The organism is Flaviflagellibacter deserti (assembly GCF_042652085.1).
Lineage (GTDB): Bacteria > Pseudomonadota > Alphaproteobacteria > Rhizobiales > Methylopilaceae > Flaviflagellibacter > Flaviflagellibacter deserti.
Genome location: NZ_JBHSJF010000008.1, coordinates 105,270 through 122,909 on the forward strand (window position 1 = coordinate 105,270; position 17,640 = coordinate 122,909).

12 protein-coding genes are annotated in these 17,640 nt (G+C 64.5%); 10 read left to right on the forward strand and 2 right to left on the reverse strand.

Annotated features, from left to right (window positions below; translation table 11 throughout):
• The first annotated feature begins 71 nt into the window (after nt 1-71).
• From dnaA to ACFPFW_RS16190, 6 genes are all read left to right on the forward strand, one after another.
• On the forward strand, nt 72-1,499 hold the full coding sequence (gene dnaA, locus ACFPFW_RS16165; RefSeq protein ID WP_114956415.1) for a chromosomal replication initiator protein DnaA: 1,428 nt from the start codon (nt 72-74) through the stop codon (nt 1,497-1,499).
• Between the two features lie 127 nt (nt 1,500-1,626).
• Nucleotides 1,627-2,745, forward strand: a complete 1,119-nt coding sequence (gene dnaN, locus ACFPFW_RS16170) for a DNA polymerase III subunit beta (protein WP_114956414.1) — start codon at nt 1,627-1,629, stop codon at nt 2,743-2,745.
• Nucleotides 2,742-3,899: a DNA replication/repair protein RecF gene (gene recF / locus ACFPFW_RS16175; RefSeq protein ID WP_114956413.1), complete on the forward strand. Its 1,158-nt coding sequence runs from the start codon at nt 2,742-2,744 to the stop codon at nt 3,897-3,899. The genes dnaN and recF overlap by 4 nt, the downstream gene beginning before the upstream one ends.
• Nucleotides 3,896-5,710 carry a DNA helicase RecQ gene (recQ, locus tag ACFPFW_RS16180; RefSeq protein WP_114956412.1) on the forward strand — a complete coding sequence of 605 codons (1,815 nt, stop codon included), beginning with the start codon at nt 3,896-3,898 and terminating at the stop codon, nt 5,708-5,710. Before recF ends, recQ begins: the two co-directional genes overlap by 4 nt.
• Before the next feature lie 110 nt (nt 5,711-5,820).
• The gene (gene gyrB / locus ACFPFW_RS16185; protein ID WP_114956411.1) at nt 5,821-8,247 is read left to right on the forward strand and encodes a DNA topoisomerase (ATP-hydrolyzing) subunit B; all 2,427 of its coding nucleotides are present in this window, start codon (nt 5,821-5,823) and stop codon (nt 8,245-8,247) included.
• Nucleotides 8,248-8,981: 734 nt separating this feature from the next.
• Nucleotides 8,982-9,878 carry a LysR substrate-binding domain-containing protein gene (locus ACFPFW_RS16190; protein WP_114956455.1) on the forward strand — a complete coding sequence of 299 codons (897 nt, stop codon included), beginning with the start codon at nt 8,982-8,984 and terminating at the stop codon, nt 9,876-9,878.
• Here ACFPFW_RS16190 and ACFPFW_RS16195 read toward each other — a convergent pair.
• Entirely contained in the window at nt 9,875-11,533 is a 1,659-nt protein-coding gene (locus ACFPFW_RS16195) for an acyl-CoA dehydrogenase family protein (RefSeq protein WP_379771597.1), read from the reverse strand. The genes ACFPFW_RS16190 and ACFPFW_RS16195 overlap by 4 nt on opposite strands.
• Nucleotides 11,534-11,674: 141 nt before the next feature.
• Here ACFPFW_RS16195 and ACFPFW_RS16200 point away from each other — a divergent pair, with 141 nt between their 5' ends.
• Nucleotides 11,675-13,492 carry a monovalent cation:proton antiporter-2 (CPA2) family protein gene (locus ACFPFW_RS16200; protein WP_114956408.1) on the forward strand — a complete coding sequence of 606 codons (1,818 nt, stop codon included), beginning with the start codon at nt 11,675-11,677 and terminating at the stop codon, nt 13,490-13,492.
• A 128-nt stretch (nt 13,493-13,620) separates the two neighbouring features.
• On the forward strand, nt 13,621-13,953 hold the full coding sequence (locus ACFPFW_RS16205; protein ID WP_114956407.1) for a hypothetical protein: 333 nt from the start codon (nt 13,621-13,623) through the stop codon (nt 13,951-13,953).
• A 54-nt stretch (nt 13,954-14,007) separates the two neighbouring features.
• On the opposite strand, the gene oxlT is transcribed toward ACFPFW_RS16205, so the two are convergent.
• The gene (gene oxlT / locus ACFPFW_RS16210; RefSeq protein ID WP_114956406.1) at nt 14,008-15,312 is read right to left on the reverse strand and encodes an oxalate/formate MFS antiporter; all 1,305 of its coding nucleotides are present in this window, start codon (nt 15,310-15,312) and stop codon (nt 14,008-14,010) included.
• Nucleotides 15,313-15,831: 519 nt separating this feature from the next.
• Here oxlT and fabA point away from each other — a divergent pair.
• Together fabA and fabB are read left to right on the forward strand one after the other, a co-directional pair.
• A complete protein-coding gene (gene fabA, locus ACFPFW_RS16215) occupies nt 15,832-16,353 on the forward strand; it encodes a 3-hydroxyacyl-[acyl-carrier-protein] dehydratase FabA (protein WP_114956405.1) in 522 nt (173 codons plus the stop codon).
• Nucleotides 16,354-16,416: 63 nt separating this feature from the next.
• Nucleotides 16,417-17,640 carry a beta-ketoacyl-ACP synthase I gene (fabB, locus tag ACFPFW_RS16220; RefSeq protein ID WP_114956404.1) on the forward strand — a complete coding sequence of 408 codons (1,224 nt, stop codon included), beginning with the start codon at nt 16,417-16,419 and terminating at the stop codon, nt 17,638-17,640.

The window sequence follows — 17,640 nt, forward strand, 5'->3', positions numbered from 1 at the left end:
TCGACCCTGCGGGCCGGGCTCATCTTGACGCCGCCCGCTTCGACTCTAGTGAACATTTTCAGGAGGCTTCCATGTCCGCGCCAGCTCACCTCCCCGCCGGCGGTGACTTCGAGTCCGCTTGGCAGCGGACTCAGAAACGCCTGCGCGCGGAACTGGGCGAGGACATCTATCTGTCTTGGTTCGCCCGCATCGAACTGGAGCGCGTGTCGGACTCCGGCATGGCGCACCTCTCCGTGCCGACTCGTTTCCTGAAGAGCTGGATTCAGTCGCATTACGCCGAGCGCATCGTGCGCGCTTTTTCGGCCGAGCACGGCGATATCCGCCAGATCGAGCTCGAACTGCGTACCGTCGGCGTGCGTCCGCAGCCTGCTCGCGGCGCGGCTGCTCAGCCTGCCGCAGCAAAGCCGGAGCACATCGACGTCCAGCGTCCGACCGCCGATCCGACCACCGCGGCGCTCGTCGGCTCGCCGATCGACCATCGTCTGGCTTTCGACAGCTTCCTTGTCGGCCGCTCGAACGCGCTGGCCCATGCCGCCGCCCGGGAAGTCGCCTCGGCACGCCCGTCGGAGGCGATCCGCTACAATCCGCTCTACATCCATTCGGCCGTCGGCCTCGGCAAGACGCATCTTCTGCATGCGATAGCCGGCGCTGCTGAAGCGGGCGGACGCCGGGTCGTCTATCTGACGGCAGAGCGCTTCATGTTCGGCTTCGTCTCGGCTCTTCGTGCCCAGACCTCGCTCGCCTTCAAGGAGACGCTTCGCGGGATCGACATGCTCGTCATCGACGACGTGCAGTTCCTGCAGGGCAAGACCGTCCAGGCGGAGTTCGGCCACACGCTGAACGCCCTGATCGATGCCGGCCGCCAGGTCGTCGTCGCGGCCGACCGCCCTCCGGCGGAGCTTGAAAGCCTCGACGAGCGCCTTCGCTCACGCCTGGCCGGCGGCCTCGCCGTCGAGATGGGTTCGCTCGATGAGGAGCTTCGCCTCCAGATCCTGAAGAACCGCCTCGCCGCGGCTCAGGAGGCGCATCCGAACTTCGACGTTCCTCCCTCCGTCCTCAGCTATGTCGCCCGCACGGTGACCGCGAACGGCCGCGACCTCGAAGGTGCCATCACTCGCCTGATGGCGCACAACACGCTGACCGGCACCCAGATCACGCTGGAAATGGCCGAGGAGGCGCTGCGCGATCTCGTCCGCAATCGCGAACCGAAGCGGGTCAAGATCGAGGACATCCAGCGCATCGTCGCCCGTCATTACAATGTATCGCGCGCCGACATCCTGTCGGCCCGCCGCACCGCGACCGTCGTCCGTCCGCGCCAGATCGCGATGTATCTCGCCAAGGTGCTGACATTGCGCTCGCTTCCGGAGATCGGGCGGCGTTTCGGCGGCCGCGACCACACCACGGTGCTGCACGCCGTGCGCAAAATCGACGGGCTCCTGAAGTCGGACAATTCGCTGGCCGAGGACGTCGATCTCCTGAAACGCATGCTTTCTGAGTGATTAACGGCCATTTGGCCGCCCCCGGCTTGCAGATTTCGATACGAGCGGCCAATGTCGCTGCCCCCGGCGTGTGGGGTCGCGGACGTCCCACGTCCGCGCCGCCGGTGAGAGCACGGAGCTGAGTTAGATGAAGGTCACCCTTGAGCGGGCGGCGCTCCTGAGATCGCTCGGGCACGTCCACCGTGTCGTTGAACGCCGGACGACGATTCCGGTCCTGTCCAACGTTCTGCTCCGCGCAGGTTCCGACGGACTTCGCCTCCAGGCGACCGATCTCGATCTACAGGTCGTCGAGACCGCCACGGCCGACGTCGCCGATGCCGGCGCGACCACCGTTCCGGCGCATACCTTCTATGACATCGTCCGCAAACTGCCGGACGGCTCGCAGGTCGTGCTCGAGCAGACCGGCGATACCGGTACGCTGACCATCCGCGCCGGCCGCTCGCGCTTCACGCTGCAGACGCTCGCGGAATCAGATTTTCCGGATCTCGCGGCGGGCGATCTGCCGATCCGTTTCGAGCTGTCCGCCTCGGATCTGAAGCGACTGATCGACAAGACCCAGTTCGCGATCTCGACCGAGGAGACGCGCTATTATCTGAACGGCATCTTCCTCCACGCGATGGAAGTGGAAGGAAACTCCGTCCTTCGTGCGGTCGCGACCGACGGCCATCGCCTCGCCCGGGTAGAGATGCCGGCGCCGAAGGGCACGGCTGGCATGCCGGGCGTCATCATACCGCGCAAGACGGTCTCCGAGGTGCAGCGCCTCGTCGAGGATCCGAACGGCTCGGTGCTGATCGAGCTTTCGGCGACTAAGGTCCGCTTCACGCTCGGCGATGTCGTTCTGACCTCGAAGCTGATCGACGGCACATTCCCGGATTACGCCCGTGTCATCCCCGCCGGCAACGACAAGCAACTGATCGTCGACAAGGCGGAATTCGTCAGTGCGGTCGACCGCGTCTCGACCATCTCGTCCGAGCGCGGCCGAGCCGTGAAACTGGCCTTGAATGACGGTAAGCTGACACTCTCCGTGACAAACCCGGATTCCGGCAGCGCCACCGAGGAGATCGAGGTCGATTACGGCGCGAGCGCGCTCGATATCGGCTTCAATTCGCGCTACCTGCTCGACATCGCCGCCCAGATCGACAACGACACGGCGCTGCTGAAGCTGGCCGATCCAGGCTCGCCGACCCTGATCCAGGACAAGGAGGGCTCGTCGGCCCTTTATGTCCTGATGCCGATGCGGGTGTGACGGCGACGGATTCCGCTCCACTGCGGGTCGCCATTCACCGGCTCCGCCTTACCCAATTCCGCAATCATCCCACGCTCGACATCGTGACGGGCGGCCGGGATGTTGCGCTTATTGGGCCGAATGGTGCCGGCAAGACCAATATCCTCGAAGCCGTCTCCATGCTGGCGCCCGGCCGAGGCCTTCGCCGCGCGACCTTGCCCGAACTTTCGCGTGCGGAAGGGCCCGGCGGCTGGACGGTCTCAGCCGATCTTGAAGGCGCATTCGGCGAAGCGAAGATCGGCACCGGGACGGAGCAAGGCGAAGGCGAAGGCGGCCGCAAGGTCCGCATCAATGGGGCCAACGCGCCGAGTGCGGGTGCGCTGTCCGACCACCTCCGCATCGTCTGGCTGACGCCCAGCATGGACGGTCTGTTCAGCGGTTCGGCCGGCGACCGCCGCCGCTTCCTCGACCGCCTGGTGCTCGCGGTAGACCCCGACCATGGCACGCGGGTCAGCGCCTTCGAACGTGCGCTTCGCTCACGCAACAGGCTTCTGGAAGAACCCGGCTCGGACCCTCGCTGGCTCGACGCCGTCGAGCGCGAGGTCGCGGAACTGGCCGTCGCCACCGCCGCGGCCCGAATCGACACGGTCGGCCGTCTCTCCGCGTTGATCGCCGAGACCCGCGACGATGACGACGCCTTCCCACACGCCGAGATTTCCCTCGGCGGCTGGATGGAAGGAGAGATCGAGGGCGGCAACGCCGCCGATGTCGAGGACGCCTACCGCGGTCGCCTCCGTGACCTTCGCAACCGCGACCGCGCGGCGGGACGGACCATCGAGGGTCCGCACGCCTCGGATCTGTCGGTGGGCCACGGTCGGAAACAGGCGCCCGCGGCGCGCTGCTCGACCGGCGAGCAGAAGGCGCTGCTGCTCGGCCTCGTCCTGGCGCATGCCCGCCTCGTCGCAAGGCTGTCCGGTTCGGCGCCCGTTGCTCTGCTCGATGAAGTATCCGCCCATCTCGATCCGCAGCGCCGTCGCGCGCTCTATGAGCGCCTGCAGCAGCTCGGCTCGCAGGTCTGGATGACCGGCGCCGACCCAGCCCTGTTCGATTCCCTGCCCGGCGAGACCGCCCGCTTCGCCATCTCGTCGGGTCACGCGGAGCCGATGCAGAAATGACCGCTGCGCTCGAAGAGGCCCGCGCGGCGCTGAAGACCATCTTCGGCTACGACGATTTCCGGTCGGGCCAGGAAGAGGTCCTGTCCGCAGTTCTCGCCGGCGAAAACGTGCTGGCGGTCATGCCGACCGGCAGCGGCAAATCGATGTGCTATCAGCTCCCGGCGGTACTGCAGGGTGGGCTCACGCTCGTCGTCTCGCCGCTGATCGCGCTGATGCGGGATCAGGTCCAGCAGCTCAAGGCGGTCGGCATCGCCGCCGAGACGCTTAACTCGACCAACGACGAAACCGAGGCCCGCGCGGTATTCGACCAGATCCGCGCCGACGAACTTCGCCTGCTCTTCGTCTCGCCGGAACGTCTCGTCGGCAGCGGCGGCTTGGCCGCGATGCTCGCCCGTTCCGGCGTGACGAGGCTGGCCATCGACGAAGCGCATTGCGTCTCGCAATGGGGTCACGACTTCCGGCCCGAATATCGCCAGCTCGCCCGCATCCGCGAAATGCTCGACGACGTCCCGGTGATCGCGCTGACCGCCACCGCCGACGCGACGACCCGCGCCGATATCGCCTCGGCGCTGTTCCCGGAGCAGCCGAAGATCGTCGTCCAGAGCTTCGACCGGCCGAACCTCGATCTTCGGTTCGAGCCGAAGGATCAGCCGCGCCGCCAGATCGAAGACGTCGTCATTCGTCATAACGGCCGCGCCGGGATCGTCTACACGGCATCACGCAATCGCGCGGAGACCCTCGCCGAATGGCTCTCGGGTAAGGGCCACCGCGCGCTCGCCTATCACGCCGGCATGGATCAGGGCGCGCGCTCGCGCAATCAGGACGCCTTCCTGCTGGAGGACAACATCGTCATGTGCGCGACGGTCGCCTTCGGCATGGGCATCAACAAACCGGATGTGCGCTTCGTCGTCCATGCCGACATGCCGGGCGGCATCGAGGCCTATTACCAGGAGATCGGCCGCGCCGGCCGCGACGGCCTGCCCGCCGAGACCCTGACTCTATACGGCCTGGAGGACATGGCGCTCCGCCGCCGCCAGATCGACGAGAAGAATGGCGGAGAGGAAAGGCAGCGTGTCGAGCACAAGCGCCTGTCGGCGATGATCGACCTCTGCGAAGCCTCGACCTGCCGGAGACAGGCGCTGCTCGCCTATTTCGGCGAGACGAGCGGGCCGTGCGGCCGCTGCGATCTCTGCTCTGGTCACGCCCGACTCGAGGACGCAACCGTTATCGCCCAGAAAATCCTCTCGGCGGTCGTCCGGACGGGTGAGCGCTTCGGCGCGGGCTATCTCGCGGACATCCTGCTCGGCGAGGCGACCGACGCGGTCGTCCGCAACCGTCACGACGGACTGAAGACGTTCGGCGCGGGCAAGGATCGCAGCCGCCGCGCCTGGATGACCACTGTTCGTCAGCTTTTCGCCGCGGGGGCGCTCGAAGAGGCAAGTGACGAGCATGGCGGCTTCCGGCTGACGGACCGCGGAGCGACCATCCTGCGCGGACAGGAGCCGATCGCGCTACGCGTCCAGCCGGAGCGGGAAAGGCGGCGTCTGCGATCCGAAAAGAATCGCACCGACGGCATGGACGAAGCCTCGGCCGCCATGTTCGAGCACCTTCGTGCGCTTCGCCTCACCCTCGCCCGCGAGGAGGGTGTCGCGGCCTATGTCGTCTTCCCCGACCGCACCCTGATCGACATGGCGCAGCTTCGGCCGACCACCAAAAACGACATGCTCCTGATCCAGGGCGTCGGCACCGCGAAGCTGGAACGCTATGGGGATGTTTTCCTTGCGGCGATCCGCGACTTCCAGCGGGGATAGAACAGGTCTTAAAAGATGAAATCCGGGCCGTTTCGGCCTATATAGGGAGGCTGAGCGAATCGTCTCCCGTTCGCTGCCAAACAAGCTTGAATCTCCAAGGAATTTTGTTCATGTCCCAACCCGCCGGATCGCCCCCGTCCGACGCTGAATATGGCGCGGAATCGATCAAGGTCCTGAAGGGCCTCGATGCCGTCCGCAAGCGGCCGGGAATGTATATCGGCGATACCGATGACGGGTCGGGCCTGCACCACATGGTCTACGAGGTCGTCGACAACGCGATCGATGAGGCTTTGGCCGGTCACGCCGACCATGTGACGGTGACGTTGAACGCCGACGGCTCGGTCACGGTGTCCGACAATGGTCGCGGCATTCCGACCGACATCCATTCCGGCGAAGGCATTTCGGCGGCCGAGGTCATCATGACCCAGCTCCACGCCGGCGGTAAGTTCGACCAGAACTCCTACAAGGTCTCGGGCGGCCTGCACGGCGTTGGCGTCTCGGTCGTCAACGCGCTGTCGAGCAAGCTCACGCTTCGCATCTGGCGTAACGACCAGGAGCACATGATGACCTTCACGCACGGCGATTCAGATGCGCCGCTTAAGGTCGTGGGCCCGGCGAACGGCAAACGCGGCACCGAGGTGACCTTCCTTCCCTCGACGCAGACCTTCACTTCGGTCGAGTTCGACTACGCAACGCTTGAGCATCGTCTCCGCGAGCTCGCCTTCCTGAACTCCGGCGTTCGCATCATCCTGACCGATTCCCGTGGCGTCGAGACCAAACGCGAAGAGCTGATGTACGAAGGCGGCATCGAAGCCTTCGTCCGCTATCTCGATCGCACCAAGAAGCCGCTCGTGGACGCCCCGATCGTCGTGCGCGGCGAGCGCGAGGGCATTACCGTCGAGGCGGCCCTGTGGTGGAACGACTCGTATTACGAGAACGTCCTCTGCTTCACGAACAACATCCCGCAGCGCGACGGCGGCACTCATCTCGCCGGCTTCCGCGCCGCGCTGACCCGTCAGGTCACAGGCTATGCCGACAGCTCGGGCATCACCAAGAAGGAGAAGGTGTCGCTGACCGGCGACGATTGCCGCGAAGGCATGACCTGCGTCCTGTCGGTGAAGGTCCCTGATCCGAAATTCTCGTCGCAGACCAAGGACAAGCTGGTTTCATCCGAGGTGCGCCCTGCCGTCGAGAACGCGCTGAACCAGGCGCTTTCCGAGTGGTTCGAGGAACACCCCGCCGACGCCCGCACCATCGTCGGCAAGGTCGTCGAGGCGGCAGCCGCCCGCGAGGCCGCGCGAAAGGCGCGCGAGCTGACCCGCCGCAAGGGTGCTCTCGACATGGCATCGCTTCCCGGCAAGCTTGCCGATTGCCAGGAACGCGATCCGGCGAAGTCGGAACTCTTCCTGGTCGAGGGCGACTCGGCGGGCGGTTCGGCCAAGCAGGGCCGCGATCGCGGCTTCCAGGCCGTGCTTCCTCTCCGCGGCAAGATCCTCAACGTCGAACGCGCCCGTTTCGACCGCATGCTCGGCAGCCAGGAGATCGGGACTTTGATCACCGCGCTCGGCACCGGCATCGGCAAGGACGAGTTCAATCCGGACAAGCTGCGCTATCACAAGATCATCATCATGACGGACGCGGACGTCGACGGTTCGCATATCCGCACCCTGCTGTTGACCTTCTTTTACCGGCAGATGGGCGAGCTCCTCGAGCGCGGCCACATCTACATCGCCCAGCCGCCGCTCTACAAAGTCGCGCGCGGCAAGTCCGAGCAGTATCTGAAGGACGAGCGGGCGCTCGAAGATTATCTCGTCGGCACTGGCTCGGACGGCGTCGTGCTGAAACTCGCGACCGGCGAGGAGCGCAGCGGCGCGGACCTAGGCGCGGTCATCACCGAAGCCCGCGCGGTCCGGAGCACGCTTCAGGGCATGCATTCCCGCTATAACCGCTCGGTGGTCGAGCAGGCGGCGATCGCAGGCATTCTCAAGCCGTCGATCCTCGCTGATGAACAGGCGTCGGAACACGCGGCAGCGGAGATCGCCTCGCGACTCGACGCAATCTCGGACGAGACCGAGCGCGGCTGGGTCGGCTCGATCGACGAGAACGGCTTCCTGTTCGAGCGCACCGTGCGAGGCGTCCGCGAGACGGTCCGTCTCGATCCGGCGCTCCTAGCCTCGGCCGATGCCCGCAAGCTCGACGAGCATGCCGTCGGCCTGAAGGAAGTTTACGGCGATGCGGCCGTGCTCCAGCGTCGCGAGGAGCAAACGACGATCCACGGACCGACCGGCCTGGTCGAGGCGGTGCTTGCGACCGGCCGCAAAGGCGTCTCGCTGCAGCGCTATAAAGGTCTCGGTGAGATGAACCCGGAGCAGCTCTGGGAGACGACACTCGACATCAATGCCCGCTCGTTATTGCAGGTGAAGATCAAGGAAGGCGACGACGCCGACGACATCTTCACCCGCCTTATGGGTGAAGTGGTCGAACCGCGCCGCGAATTCATCCAGGAAAACGCGCTCACCGCGAGCGTGGACGTATAAGCGCGATCTCTCTGGACCGTATGCCGGGGCATCGACCGCCCTCCTGACCTGGCGCTCGATGGTCCATTTCCGGACGGACATCAGGCTGTGGATTATCCTGGCCGTCTCTCGCCGCCGGATGTCACTGACAACAGCACGGCGGCAGCTTCCCAGCTCCGCGCCATGCGTTCGTGGTGGGGCCAGGCGAGTGCTCCGGTTTCCTCGCCAAGAAATATCCGCCAGACTTCTTCGGGAACGCGGTCACCCGGCAAATCGGCCTCCATATCGCGGGTGGCGTCAATAAGCCGACGTCGCGTGGCTAGATCGAAGGGCACTGACACATCGACTTCGTCGCACTCGTCACACATCGCTGGCCCTCGTAGTGGTGTCGCAGTCTGGCGTCCGTTGGTCGCCAACTCAATATCCCATCTCGCTAGATCGAGATTCTAGCGATCCCCTATCCTGCCCCTTTGCACGGGCCGGTACCGGTCGCGCCCGTCGAGGATGCCGACATCGCGCTTCCAGGAGTCGGGCATCTCGTCGATGTCGATTCCGCTACTGCGCGCCGTCAGCCAATGACGAAGTTCACCAAATGCAGGCTTCGGGAGGAGCCGCTCCAGCGGCTGAAGAGCTATCGAGAACATCACCGCTCCGAGGGAATACCCGTATTCTTTGATGGATACGGCCGTACGATGCGTTCGGTATCGAACGAATTCCAATCGAATTGCTCACTGCATGGATCAAGAGAGCTTATCTTGAAGCTGTCGAGACAGCTCCCTCTCAACGCACTGCGGGTTTTCGAATGCGCCGCACGTCGGATGAGCTTCACCAAGGCCGGTGAGGAGCTTGGCCTCACGCAGACGGCCGTGAGCTACCAGATCAAGCTGCTGGAAGAGACGATCGGCGAGCCGCTGTTCCTGCGCCGGCCGCGCCAGGTGAGCCTGACCGATGCAGGCGAGCGGCTGGCGCCAAAGCTGACGGAAGCCTTCGCCCTGATGAATGATGCGCTCGCCTCAGTCGGCGCAGCCTTGAGCGAAACCTTGTCCATCCATTCGACCGCAACATTCGCGCAGCAATGGCTGTCGCGCCATATCGGCAATTTTCAGCTTAAGCATCCGACGATCGCCGTCCGGCTGGCGACCTCGGCGACCCTTATCGATTTCACTCGGGAGGCGGCCGATCTCGCGATCCGCTGGGGCACGGGCAATTGGCCGGGCCTCACTGCCCACCGCATCATGCGCATGGATTTCACACCAATGTTGAGCCCGAAGCTGGCGGAAGAAGCGGGTGGCATCCGCGAGCCCGCCGATCTTCTGAATTTGCCGATCATCAGCGCCGGCGACGAATGGTGGGGGCAGTGGTTCACCGCGGCCGGCATTGCCGATCCCGGGCTCGAAAAGTTCCCGCGCAACGAATTCGGCACCCAGACCATGGATGCGAGCATTGCGCTGGCCGGTCAGGGCGTGGCGATCCTTAATCCAGGGCACTTCGGGGAGGACATAGCGGCGGGCCGGCTGTACCAGCCGTTCTCGCTGATGTGCAATGACGGGAGGGACTATTGGCTCGTCTATCCCGACAGCCGCCGCAACGTCCCGAAGATCCGCGCCTTCCGCACGTGGATCACCGACATGCTTCCCGACGCCGAGCCCTAAGACTTCCCGTCAGTCGGTTGGTCGCTGGCCACCTGCGGCATCGCACGATCGATGATGGCACGCGCATCGAGCACGGCACCCGACGCGCCATAGGCGAACGATGGCCGTTCGAGCCGCAGGCGGCAGAACGTCTCGGCGAGTGGGCTATCTGCGGCGAGCAGGATCGCTGCCTGCGTCGCCAATGCCAGCCGTTCGACACTGTTGCGAGCGTGACTCTCGTCGACGTGGCCGAACTCAAGTCTGTCTATCCAGGCATCGTAGGCCGGATGTCGTCCGCCGGCCGAGGCAAGCAGCGTGCGCAGCGCCTCGAGAGCCTCGGCCTCGCGATCTATCGCCCGCAGCACGTCCAATGCGATGACATTGCCCGAGCCTTCCCAGATTGCGTTCAGCGGCGATTGGCGGAACAGCCAGGGCATCGGCCCGGTCTCCACGTATCCGGCGCCGCCCAGGCACTCCATCGCCTCGTAGACAAAGCCGGGCGCACGCTTGCAAACCCAGTATTTGGCGATCGGCGTAAGCAGCCGCGCGAGCGGCTCATCGTCGTCAAAAGCCTGGGCCAGCCGGAAGCCGAGCGCGGTCGCTGCTTCGCTTTCGACGGCCAGATCGGCGAGAACCGCCGCCATGGCCGGGTGATTGACCAGCCGGCGCTGGAAGGCCAGGCGGTGCGACGCATGCCACAATGCCTGGGCCAGAGCCGCGCGCATGGTCGAAGCCGAGCCGATGACGCAGTCGAGCCGCGTGTGCTGGACCATCCGGATGATGGAGGCGACCCCGCGTCCTTCCTCGCCCACCCTCCACGCGAACGCGCGGTGATACTCGATTTCGGACGAAGCGTTGGAGCGGTCTCCGAGCTTGTCCTTCAACCGCATCACCCGAAACCCAGCATTGCGTTCACCGTTGGACAGCCAGCGGGGGACGAGAAAACAACTCAGCCCGCGCTCCGTATATGCGAGCGTCAGGAAGGCGTCGGACATCGGCGCCGAACAGAACCATTTGTGACCGGTGAGCAGGAAGGTATCGCGGCGTTCGTCCACCGCCTCGGCGCGCGTCGCATTGGCCCGCACGTCGGAGCCGCCCTGCTTTTCGGTCATCGCCATGCCGATGGTAACGCCCATCTTCTGCCAAGCCGGCCGTGACACGCCATCGTAACGACCAGCGGTGATGCGCGGCACCCATACCTCGCCAAGCGCCGGCTCGATCCGGAGCGTCGGCACCGCCGCATAGGTCATGGTCATCGGGCAGGTCACGCCCGCATCGACTTGACCGAGGATGAAGCTGATCGCCGCATGCAGCACATGCCCGGCCGGCGTGCCGTCCCAGGCGACCGCCGCCACGCCATTGTCCAGCCCCAGCGCCATCAACTCATGGTAAGCAGGATGGAATTCGACCTCGTCGGCGCGATGCCCGTAGCGATCGAAGCATTCGAGCGTCGGCGGATGCGTGTTGGCCGCGACGCCCCATCCGACCACCTCGGCCGAGCCCGCGCGCTGTCCGAAGGCTGACAACCGAGCGGCATGCTTGGCGCTCCCGGCACGGGCAACGGCATCGATCAGCGCTCGATCCGAGGTGAAAAGGTTCACACCCTCGAAGGGCGGCGGCTGATTGGTGACCTCGTGCGTGTCGAGCGCGGCGATCGGCTTACTGGCGGTCATCATCCTGCCGTGCCAGATGCGTGCTGTTACAGGGGTAACTATAACTTCGCCCGGCTCCGTGGCCAAATGATCGCGGAGGAAAGGCTTATCCGCCATCTACTTCGCGGTATGGTGGCGGGTATAATCACGTCGGGATGAGCGGAAATGGCTGTAGAAGCGCAGGGCGATCAATTGGTTCAGGTCGTCGCGCTGCTCGGCGCGGGCGTCGTCGCGGTCCCGATTTTCCGGCGGCTGGGCCTTGGCTCGGTGCTCGGCTATTTCGCCGCCGGTCTCGCCATCGGTCCGTTCGGGCTGGGCCTGTTTTCCGACCCCGAATCGATCCTGCATGTCGCCGAACTCGGCGTCATCATGCTGCTCTTTATCATCGGCCTGGAGATGCAGCCAGCTCGTCTCTGGGCACTGCGCGGCCAGATCTTCGGGTTGGGCATTGCCCATGTTGCGGTCTGCGCGGCGCTTCTGACCGTCGCGGGAATGGCCGTCTTCGGCTTTTCCGGTCCGGCTGCCTTCGTTGCCGGCGCCGGCTTCGTCCTGTCCTCCACGGCCGCCGTTACGCAGATGCTCGACGAGCGCGGCGAGATGTCGACGCCAGAGGGACAGAAGACGATTTCGATCCTTCTGCTCGAAGACCTCGCAATCGTCCCGCTTCTGGCCCTCGTCGCCTTCATGGCGCCGCGCACCGAGGATGCTGATGTCGCATCGCGGTTGATTCAAATGGGCTATGCGATCGGCGCGGTGGTCGGCATCGTCGTCGCCGGACGCTTCCTCCTCAATCCGATGTTCCGCCTGCTTGCCGCCGCCCGTGCCCGCGAAGTGATGACGGCCGCGGCTCTTCTCGTCGTCCTCGGCGCTGCGCTCCTCATGCAGATCGGCGGCCTGTCCATGGCGATGGGCGCCTTCCTCGCCGGCGTGCTTCTATCGGAGAGCTCGTTCCGCAACCAGCTCGAAGCCGATGTCGAACCCTTTCGCGGCCTTCTGCTCGGCCTGTTCTTCCTGGCTGTGGGCATGTCGCTCGATGTCGACGTCATCGCTCGCGCCTGGCCGATGATCCTCGCCGTCACGGCCGTCTATATCCTTACCTCTGCAATCGGGATCTACGGCGTCGCCGCTGCGTTCGGAGCCTCCCAGCGCGAGGCGATCAACCGCATCGTCATGTTCGCGCAGGGCGGCGAGTTCGCCTTCGTCCTCTACGGGGCGGCGCTGGCCTCCGGCATCTTCGACCGCGAGACAAATGCCATTCTCACGGCAGCCGTCATTCTTTCGATGGCGCTGGCGCCGTTCAGCGCGCTTGCTCTTCGCCGGGTCATGCCTCCGGAGAAGCCTTCGATGGAGGGCGTGGAACTGGCCCACGGACTTTCCGGCACCGCGCTGATCATAGGCTTTGGGCGTTTCGGGCAGGTGGTGAGCCAAGGCCTTCTGGCGCGCGGTTGCACCATTTCGATCATCGAAATCGATGTCGAGATGATCCGCGCCGCCTCGGACTTCGGCTTTCTCGTCCATTATGGCGACGGGACGCGCCTCGATATCCTGCATGCATCCGGCGCGGGGCGGGCCGACATGATCCTCGTCTGCGTCGACAAGCGCGAGACCTCCGACCGCATCGTCGAACTGATCCAGTCGGAGTTCCCGCTCGCGAAGCTTCTCGTCCGCGCCTGGGATCGCGGTCATGCCATCGACCTGATCAACAAGAATGTCGACTTCCAGATCCGCGACACCTTCGAATCCGCTCTGGTCTTCGGTCAGGCCGCGCTGGAAAATCTGGGCGTACCCGAGGACGAGGCGGCCGAGATCATCTCCGATGTGCGTCGCCGGGATCTTGAGCGGCTCGATATCCAGATCGCTGGTGGCATCTATGCCGGTCAGGACCTGATGCTCGGCAACGCGCCGCGTCCCGGTCCGCTCACCCGGCCGCGCCAGCAGGGACGCGTCGTCGGGGCGGAGATGCCGCCGGTCGAGGCGTCCTGACCGGCAATCCCTGCAGGGCAAATTCTGCCGGCAGGGCAATATCTTGCCAGCTTGAGCATTGATTTTTAAGCGAAATTTCGCGGCACAGAACTGGCTTCCTGATCGATAGCGATTTCAGGAGGCTCATCATGTCCATTTCAGGCATCGGATCCGGCGTCTCGTCGTTTCTAGCGCCAACTCCGCGTGTGGCCGACGCCACGTCGGCAGCCCTCCCGGCCGACAAGGCGAAGGAGCTCGGAGGGTCTGCCAAGGAGGATTTCCTCAAGTTCGCGCAGATGTCTCCGGCCGATTTGTTGCGCGCGCAGATCCTGGGCGAGATGGGCCTCAAGGAAGAGGACCTGAACCGCATGGACAGCAAGACCCGCAAAGAGGTCGAGGACAAGATCAAGGATCAGATCAAGCAGGCCGCGGAAAAGTCGGCCCCCGGAAAGACCGGCCTTCTGGTCGACATCTCCGCATAAAGAAAAGGCCGGAGCGAGCTCCGGCCTTTCAAGTCCTGGGAGGAACGCGCCTGCTTACCGGGCTGGCTGCTCCCCGCCGGCCATCACGGGCTCGGACACCGCGGCCACGCCGCCCTCGACGAACTTCCGCCGCATCGGCTTCAGGACGAAGATCGCCAGGAGCGCCGCGATCGCGTTGAGGACGACCGCGATGCCGAACACGGCCGACCAGCCATAGGCACCCGAGACCACGCTCGCCAGCGGGACGAGGAGGGCCGCAGTGCCCTTCGCCGTGTAGAGCAGGCCATTGTTCGTGGTTGCGAACTGCGAGCCGAACGTGTCGCCCGAGGTTGCCGGGAACAGGCTGTAGATCTCGCCGAACACCGAGAAGAACAGGGCGGTGAAGAGGACGAAGATCACCGGCGAGCTGCCGTGGAAGACGAGGAGCGACAGCGCGACGGCGGCGGTGCCGAATGCGATGAACATCGTGTTCTCTCGGCCGATCGTGTCCGACACGAAGCCGAAGAACGGGCGGCCAAAGCCGTCGCCGATACGGTCGAGGGAGATCGCGAACGGCAGCGCGGCCATGGTGACACCGAGCAGCGTGACGGGGACGTTGGCGACGCCGAAGTCCCTGGCGATCGGAGCGATCTGCGCGGCGGCCATCAGACCGCCCGAGGCGACCATGACGAACATGGCGTACATCAGCCAGAACACCGGCTTCTTGACCATCTGGGCCGGGGTGTAGTCGACCTTGGTCTGCAGCAGCGTCGAGACCTTCTTCGGAGCCGGCAGCTTCACCTTCGGAGCGCGGATGAAGAACGACAGGATGAAGACGACCACGCCCTGCCCGATGCCGAAATACAGGAAGGCCTGCTCGTAGCCCGAGGTGGCGATCATGTTGGCGATCGGCTGCACGGTGAGGGCCGCGCCGGCGCCGAAGCCCGCTGCGGTGATGCCGGCGGCAAGGCCGCGGCGGTAGGGGAACCACTTCAGCGCGTTACCGACGCAGGTGCCGTAGACGGCGCCCGAGCCGATGCCCGCGAGGATCGCGCCGGTATAGAGCAGCGGCAGTGAGTTCGCGACCGAGTTCACCGCCCATGCGGCGGCGATGAGAATAGAACCGAAGGTGATGACGGCGCGCGGGCCGTAGCGGTCCACGAACCAGGCCTCGACCGGCACGAGCCAGGTCTCTGTGAGGACGAACAGGGTGAACGCGATCTGGATGGACGCGCGGCCCCAATGATACTTTGCATCGATCGGATCGACGAAAAGCGTCCATCCGTACTGAAGATTGGCAATCATCGCCATGCAGATGAGACCGCAGAACAGCTGCGCCCATGGCTGCCACTTGCCCAGCGGCTTCACTTCCTGAACCATGACTTGTCTTCCCTAAACTTGCGTGCGGGTTCGCGCCGACTGTCGATCGAAGCGGCAGACGTCGTCATCCGTGTTTGTTGATCAGCTATGATCTATCCGCAGGCCAGAGTATTGCAAGACCGCGCGCCTAAAGCGTCGCACCAACTTTGGTCGATCAACTTTCGTCTACATACATACTTTGGTCTTATTCGATGTGTTGTCGCTATCTACTTCTCATCGGCCATGGTTACGGAACGATTACTTTTATTGAGATGGCATCGCCGGGACAGGATTACGCCGACCCGCAGCGCATTTGAGACGAACGGCCCGGCGAACTCGCATCAATTCTCTTTGAATGACTTGGGCAGGACGCTTGAAGCGCCGCGCACGACAGCTGCAAGCGCTTGAATAGGCTGTATTATTCGTAAACTCGATTGCGGCGCTTTCGACGCTCGAACCTTCATGTTAGAGGAAGCGCCGTTTCCTTCGACCGGCCCCTTCAGGCCGCATCCAATTTCCAACGAAAGGCCGCTTCCCGGAATGGACGCCCGCAAGTCGAGTTTCGAGTACGAAGAGCTTCTGTCCTGTGGACGCGGCGAGCTGTTCGGACCTGGAAATGCGCAGCTGCCGCTGCCGCCCATGCTCATGTTCGATCGCATCTCCGAAATCTCGGAGGAAGGGGGGGAGCACGGAAAGGGCTTTGTCCGCGCCGAGCTCGATGTGAAGCCGGATCTCTGGTTCTTCGCCTGCCACTTCAAGGACGACCCGGTCATGCCGGGCTGCCTCGGCCTCGATGCGCTGTGGCAGATGTGCGGCTTCTTCCTTGGCTGGCTCGGCTCCCCTGGGCGTGGTCGCGCACTCGGTACAGGCGAGATCAAGTTCACCGGGCAGGTTCTGCCCTCGGTCAAACGAGTGGAATATGGCGTGGACTTCAAGCGCGTCATGCGCTCGCGGCTCGTCCTCGGCGTCGCCGACGGGTGGCTTAAAGCCGACGGGGAGGTTATTTATCGGGCCGAGGACCTGAAGGTCGGCCTGTTCCAGGATGCAGCGGTGGCCGTCTGAGCCGCCCAATGATCAAAAACCAACACGGCACGCTTAGCGGCGGTGCGTGACGGGAGATTTTATATGAGACGCGTCGTCGTAACCGGCATGGGCATCGTCTCGTCGATCGGAAATTCGACCCAGGAGGTCACGGCCAGCCTGCGTGAGGCCCGGTCCGGCATTATCCGCGCCGACGATTATGTGACGCATGGCTTCCGCTGCCATGTGCACGGGGCTCCGGACATCAATGTCGAGGATTTGGTCGACCGTCGCGCCATGCGATTCCACGGCGGCGGCACCGCCTGGAACCATGTCGCGATGGATCAGGCGATCCGCGATTCCGGCCTTGAAGTCGGTGAAGTCTCGAACGAGCGCACCGGCATCATCATGGGCTCGGGCGGCTCCTCCACCCGCACCATCGTCGAGGCGGCGCAGATCGCCGTCGAGAAAGGTCCGAAGCGCATCGGCCCATTTGCGGTGCCCAAGGCAATGTCGTCGACCGCTTCCGCCACGCTCGCGACCTGGTTCAAGATCAAGGGCGTCAACTATTCCATCTCATCGGCCTGCGCGACGTCGAGCCACTGCGTCGGCAACGCGGCGGAGCACATCCTCGCCGGTCGTCAGGACGTCATGTTCGCCGGCGGTTGCGAAGATCTCGATTGGACACTCACCGTCCTGTTCGACGCGATGGGCGCCCTGTCGTCGGGCTTCAACGACACGCCGGAGCGTGCCTCTCGCGCATATGACAAGGACCGCGACGGTTTCGTGATCTCCGGCGGCGCCGGCGTCGTGGTGCTCGAGGAACTCGAACACGCCAAGGCACGCGGCGCGCGCATCTACGGCGAACTCGCGGGATACGGCCTGTCCTCGGACGGCGCCGACATGGTCGCGCCATCGGGAGAAGGAGCGGCGCGCTGCATGCGCCAGGCGCTTTCCACCGTCCGTCCGAAGATCGACTACATCAACCCGCACGCCACTTCGACGCCGATTGGCGATCTCAAGGAGATCGAGGCGATTCGGGAGGTGTTCGGCAATGGCGACGCCTGCCCGCCGATTTCGGCGACCAAATCGCTGACCGGCCATTCGCAGGGCGCGACCGGCGTTCATGAAGTCATCTATTCGTTATTGATGTTGAATAACGGCTTCATCTGCGAGAGCGCGAACATCGACGAGCTCGACCCTGCCGTGGCCGACATGCCGATTCTGCGGGAGCGTCGCGACAACGTCGAGCTGGGCGCGATCTTGTCGAATTCATTCGGCTTCGGCGGCACCAACGCGAGCCTCGTCTTCAAACGGCTGGATGCCTGA

Coding starts and splice junctions, on each gene's coding strand:
- ACFPFW_RS16205 (WP_114956407.1), top strand. CDS start 13,621: ATGTCCATTTCAGGCATCGGATCCGGCGTCTCGTCGTTTCTAGCGCCA.
- dnaA (WP_114956415.1), top strand. CDS start 72: ATGTCCGCGCCAGCTCACCTCCCCGCCGGCGGTGACTTCGAGTCCGCT.
- dnaN (WP_114956414.1), top strand. CDS start 1,627: ATGAAGGTCACCCTTGAGCGGGCGGCGCTCCTGAGATCGCTCGGGCAC.
- recQ (WP_114956412.1), top strand. CDS start 3,896: ATGACCGCTGCGCTCGAAGAGGCCCGCGCGGCGCTGAAGACCATCTTC.
- gyrB (WP_114956411.1), top strand. CDS start 5,821: ATGTCCCAACCCGCCGGATCGCCCCCGTCCGACGCTGAATATGGCGCG.
- fabA (WP_114956405.1), top strand. CDS start 15,832: ATGGACGCCCGCAAGTCGAGTTTCGAGTACGAAGAGCTTCTGTCCTGT.
- oxlT (WP_114956406.1), bottom strand. CDS start 15,312: ATGGTTCAGGAAGTGAAGCCGCTGGGCAAGTGGCAGCCATGGGCGCAG.
- fabB (WP_114956404.1), top strand. CDS start 16,417: ATGAGACGCGTCGTCGTAACCGGCATGGGCATCGTCTCGTCGATCGGA.
- ACFPFW_RS16200 (WP_114956408.1), top strand. CDS start 11,675: ATGGCTGTAGAAGCGCAGGGCGATCAATTGGTTCAGGTCGTCGCGCTG.
- ACFPFW_RS16195 (WP_379771597.1), bottom strand. CDS start 11,533: ATGATGACCGCCAGTAAGCCGATCGCCGCGCTCGACACGCACGAGGTC.